Annotated in this window: 5 protein-coding genes; all 5 read left to right on the top strand. The window is 61.7% G+C overall.

Annotated features, from left to right (window positions below; genetic code table 11):
* The first annotated feature begins 271 nt into the window (after window positions 1–271).
* Window positions 272–922 carry a fumarylacetoacetate hydrolase family protein gene (locus ACRC1E_RS05790; RefSeq protein ID WP_438514162.1) on the top strand — a complete coding sequence of 217 codons (651 nt, stop codon included), beginning with the start codon at window positions 272–274 and terminating at the stop codon, window positions 920–922.
* Entirely contained in the window at window positions 922–1,332 is a 411-nt protein-coding gene (locus tag ACRC1E_RS05785; RefSeq protein WP_438514161.1) for an RNA-binding S4 domain-containing protein, read from the top strand. The genes ACRC1E_RS05790 and ACRC1E_RS05785 overlap by 1 nt, the downstream gene beginning before the upstream one ends.
* An 81-nt stretch (window positions 1,333–1,413) precedes the next feature.
* Entirely contained in the window at window positions 1,414–1,680 is a 267-nt protein-coding gene (locus tag ACRC1E_RS05780) for a hypothetical protein (protein WP_438514160.1), read from the top strand.
* A 41-nt stretch (window positions 1,681–1,721) separates the two neighbouring features.
* Entirely contained in the window at window positions 1,722–2,882 is a 1,161-nt protein-coding gene (locus ACRC1E_RS05775) for an MFS transporter (protein ID WP_438514159.1), read from the top strand.
* Between the two features lie 171 nt (window positions 2,883–3,053).
* Window positions 3,054–4,469: a 3-isopropylmalate dehydratase large subunit gene (gene leuC, locus ACRC1E_RS05770; RefSeq protein WP_438514158.1), complete on the top strand. Its 1,416-nt coding sequence runs from the start codon at window positions 3,054–3,056 to the stop codon at window positions 4,467–4,469.
* Window positions 4,470–4,520 lie beyond the last annotated feature (51 nt).

The following is a 4,520-nucleotide window of genomic DNA, read 5'->3' as shown; positions in this document are numbered from 1 at the left end:
CGAGATGACGGCCTCTCTCATCATGATCATGAGTGCCATGGGCAAAGGGCTGGCCTGTAGCCATCGTCGTATGGATGGGGAGATGCACAATTTTGGTGCGGATAGGCTGGCTTGGCTTCTGGCTACCATTACCCATTAGCGCTTGGCCGCCGTTATTCAATATGTTTTGTCCTGCGCCCGCCCAAATTCGGCTCTGCGGGTGCGGGACAAGGCTCGAAAGCGGCGGCGCTTCGTGGAATAATCGGCGCATTACACAATGAGGTAATGCACCATGCCGGAACTGAACGTGAATGGCGTCCCGCTGCGGGTCGGCAATATTTTCTGTATCGGGCGCAATTACGCCGCCCACGCCGCCGAGCTTGGCAATGCGCTGGAGGCCGAGCCGCTGGTGTTTCTCAAACCCACCTCGGCGCTTTTGGGTGAGGGTGAACCCATCACGCTGCCGGCCTATTCGCAGGATGTGCACCACGAGGTCGAGCTGGTGGTGATGATAGGCAAGGGCGGGGCCGATATTGCCGAGGCGGATGCGCTGGATCATGTCGCCGGCTACGGCATCGGGCTGGATCTGACTGCGCGCGACGTGCAGGCCGAAGCCAAACGCAAGGGCCTGCCCTGGGTCAAGGCCAAGGGTTTTCGCGGCGCCGCCTGCATGTCCGCGGTGGTGGATGCTAGCCAGGTGCCGAACCCGCAGGCGCTACATTTTTCGCTGACGGTCAATGGCGAAGTGCGGCAACAGGGCGACAGCGCCATGATGCTGTTTCCGGTGGCGACCATCATCAGTACCCTGTCGCGCCTCTATGGCCTGAGCGAGGGTGATTTGATCTATACCGGCACGCCCGAGGGCGTATCGGCACTTAAATCCGCAGATACGCTGGTCTTGAGCCTGGACGGGCTGGTGACTGCCAGCTGGAGGGTGGCGTAATGGCGCGCAGCAAGGCGATAGATCAGGAAGACGACAGCCGCTTGCGGCTGGATAAATGGCTGTGGGCGGCGCGTTTTTTCAAGACGCGTGCGCTATCGCACGAGGCGATCGAACTGGGCCGCATCGAGGTCGGCGGTGAACGGGTGAAGGCGTCGCGTGTGGTGCGCGAGGGCGATGTGCTGGACATGAAAATACAGCAATTGCCGTGGCGGGTGACGGTGTTGCAGCTTAGCGGCCAGCGCCGCCCGGCCAAAGAAGCGCAGCTGATGTATAGCGAGGACGAGGCGGTTAAAGCCCTGCGCGAGGAAAAACTGCTGCTGAATAAAGCCGAGCACGCCAGCTTTCCGCATGGAGACGGGCGGCCGACCAAGCGCGCACGCCGTGAAATCGACCGCTTTCGCGGCGGCTGATGCCTCGCTTGTCGCGATGAGGTTTGCGGTCTATCATCGTTTGCTTATTCTTTGCTGTGCGCCGCTACGGGGGCGCTTGTTATGGCCAAGCCCGATACCCGCGATGCCATGCGCGCGCTGATTGATGAGGTACGCCACGCGATGCCGTTCCAGTTGCCGATAGCGGCTATCTGCCAAGGCATCTGTAATGGCTGCTCGAAAAAACTGCTTGAGTTTCTCGATGTAGAACTGCTGGATTGGGAAGCGCGGCTAAACGCCGGCGAGAGCCCCAAGCTTGGTGATATCGACAAACTCGCGCGCATGAGTCGCAAGGTCTATCAGGTGTTGCAGCGCAATCAGCTGGTGTAAGCGGCTGCGAGTCGCGGCACGCTTGCGTATACTCCGCCGCTATGAATTCTCCCGCTCCTTTGGCGCCGCTGGCGGCGTTCTATTTCTGCTATTTCGTTTTTTTCGGCCTGTTCAGCCCGTTCTGGGGTCTGTATCTCGAATCGCTGGCTTTTTCACCGTGGCAGATTTCGCTGTTGATGTCGCTATCAACGCTGGCGCGTATTGTCGCGCCGGGCTTATGGGGCTGGCTGGCCGATCACCTGCGCCGGCGCCGTAGCATCGTGATCGCCACCTCGATTGCGTCGGCGGCGGCCTTTGCCATGGTTGGGCTTAGCCCGGCGTTTTGGTGGATGTTTGTCTTTCTCGCACTATCGCATTTCTTCTGGGCGGCGGCGCTGCCTCTGGTTGAAGCCAGTAGCGCGCATCTGACCCGCGACACGCCTGGGCATTACAGCCGCATCCGGGTGTGGGGTTCGTTCGGCTTTGTGCTGATGGCTATCGGCGGTGGCTATCTGTTTGACGCGCTGTCGATTGCCCTCTTGCCGTGGCTGGTGACGGCGACGCTGGTGCTGATCGCGCTGTCGGCACTGGCAGTGCCCGAAGTCGTGCCCGAGCGGCAGGACGGCGGGCACCCGCCGATTGCGGATACCCTGCGCCAGCCGCTGGTGCTGGCGCTGTTTGCCTGCTGTTTTTTGATGGCATTCGCGCACGGGCCGTATTACGTGTTTTATTCGATTGCACTCAAGGGCGCGGGCTATGCCCGCGACAGCATAGGCTGGCTGTGGGCGATAGGGGTGATGGCCGAGGTGGCGGTGTTCTGGTGCATGCCGTGGCTGATGCGCCGCGTCTCGGCCGAGCGCCTGATGCTGGCCTCGCTACTGGCCGCAGTGCTGCGCTTTGCGCTACTGGCCGTGGCACTCGAGGTAACGGCGCTGGCGGTACTGGCGCAGCTATTGCACGGGCTCACTTTTGGCGTACATCACGCCGCTGCCGTGGCCTTGTTACATCGCTATTTTGCGCCGGCGCATCAGGCTCGCGCCCAGGGTTTTTACATCATGGCCGGCTTCGGTTTGGGGGGCAGTAGCGGTGGCTTGCTGAGCGGCCTGTTATGGCCCATGGGCGGCGCGCTGACTGTGTTTGGCATCTCGGCGCTGGCAGCTTGCGCGGGTGTGCTGCTTGCGCTGATGTTTTTGCGCCAGCCGCTGCTGAAGACGATTGTTTAGACGCTTTGTCTAAAAATCGGACACTCCGTCCAAAGCCTCGCAAGCCTTGCGCTGCGAGGCTTTGCCGTTTTTAGAAGCCCGGTTTCGCATCGCAGCATCTGGTGCTTGTAACAAGGTCGGACGCTATGACAGAATGGGCATTACCCAAATTGCAAACAGCGACGACAAACCATGAGCACACAAACCCTGTACGACAAGTTGTGGGCCTCCCATGTGGTGCGCGAGGAAGCGGACGGCACCTGCCTGCTTTATATCGACCGCCATCTGGTTCACGAGGTGACCAGCCCGCAAGCCTTCGAAGGGCTGAAGCTGGCCAAGCGTCCGCTATGGCGCAAGGATTCGGTGGTGTCGACCGCCGATCACAATACGCCGACCGATCACTGGGATCTGGGTATTCAGGACCCGATCTCGCGGCTGCAGGTCGAGACGCTGGACGCCAATATCAAGGAGTTCGGTGCGCGGGCCTATTTCCCGTTCAAGGATATCGGTCAGGGCGTGGTGCATGTGATGGGGCCGGAGCAGGGCGCGACACTGCCGGGCATGACTGTCGTGTGCGGAGACAGCCACACCTCGACCCACGGCGCTTTTGGCGCGCTGGCGCACGGTATCGGCACCTCCGAAGTCGAGCATGTGATGGCGACTCAATGTCTGGTAGCCAAAAAGTCGAAGAATATGCGGGTGCGGGTGGATGGCGAGCTGGGCCTGGGTGTGGGTGCCAAAGATGTGGCACTGGCCATCATCGGCAAGATCGGTACCGCCGGTGGTACCGGCTACGCCATCGAGTTTGCCGGCTCCGCCATCCGCAGCCTCTCCATGGAAGGGCGGATGACGCTGTGCAATATGGCGATCGAAGCCGGTGCGCGCTCGGGCCTGGTGGCGGTAGACGACAAGACCATAGACTACGTCAAGAACCGTCCGCTCGCGCCAACTGCCGCACAGTGGGATGCAGCGGTGGCGTACTGGCAGAGCTTGCACTCGGATGAGGGTGCGCTGTTTGATGCCGAGGTGGAACTCAAGGCCGAGGCGATTGCGCCGCAGGTGACCTGGGGCACCTCGCCCGAGATGGTGGTCGATGTGAATGGCTGCGTGCCCGACCCTGCGCTGGAAACCGACGCGGTGAAAAAAGCCGGTGCCATTCGTGCGCTGGAATACATGGGTCTCACCGCCAATACCCCGATGACCGAGATTCCGGTTGATGTCGTGTTTATCGGCTCGTGCACCAATTCGCGCATCGAGGACTTGCGCGAAGCGGCTGCCGTGGCGCGCGGGCGCAGCAAGGCCGCCAATGTGAAGCAGGTGCTGGTGGTGCCGGGTTCTGGCCTCGTCAAGCAGCAGGCCGAGGCCGAGGGGCTGGATCGGGTGTTTGTCGCGGCCGGCTTCGAGTGGCGCGAGCCGGGCTGCTCGATGTGTCTGGCAATGAACGCCGACCGCCTGCTGCCGGGCGAGCGTTGCGCATCGACTTCCAACCGCAACTTCGAAGGCCGGCAAGGTCAGGGCGGGCGCACCCATCTGGTGAGCCCGGCGATGGCCGCTGCCGCTGCCGTGAGCGGTCATTTTGCCGATGTGCGTACGCTGGAGGCAGTATGAAAAGCATCATGCCGCTCCTGCTGGCGCTGGCCTTTCTTGCTGGCTGCAATA

Origin of the sequence: Craterilacuibacter sp. (assembly GCF_051659485.1) — a bacterium.
Lineage (GTDB): Bacteria > Pseudomonadota > Gammaproteobacteria > Burkholderiales > Chromobacteriaceae > Craterilacuibacter.
The sequence above is the reverse complement of the archived record's forward strand: the minus strand, read 5'-3'. Positions and strand labels throughout refer to the sequence as shown.

Excerpts from the sequence above, each read along its gene's own strand:
- leuC (WP_438514158.1), top strand. The coding sequence starts at position 3,054 with ATGAGCACACAAACCCTGTACGACAAGTTGTGGGCCTCCCATGTGGTG.
- ACRC1E_RS05790 (WP_438514162.1), top strand. The coding sequence starts at position 272 with ATGCCGGAACTGAACGTGAATGGCGTCCCGCTGCGGGTCGGCAATATT.
- ACRC1E_RS05775 (WP_438514159.1), top strand. The coding sequence starts at position 1,722 with ATGAATTCTCCCGCTCCTTTGGCGCCGCTGGCGGCGTTCTATTTCTGC.
- ACRC1E_RS05785 (WP_438514161.1), top strand. The coding sequence starts at position 922 with ATGGCGCGCAGCAAGGCGATAGATCAGGAAGACGACAGCCGCTTGCGG.
- ACRC1E_RS05780 (WP_438514160.1), top strand. The coding sequence starts at position 1,414 with ATGGCCAAGCCCGATACCCGCGATGCCATGCGCGCGCTGATTGATGAG.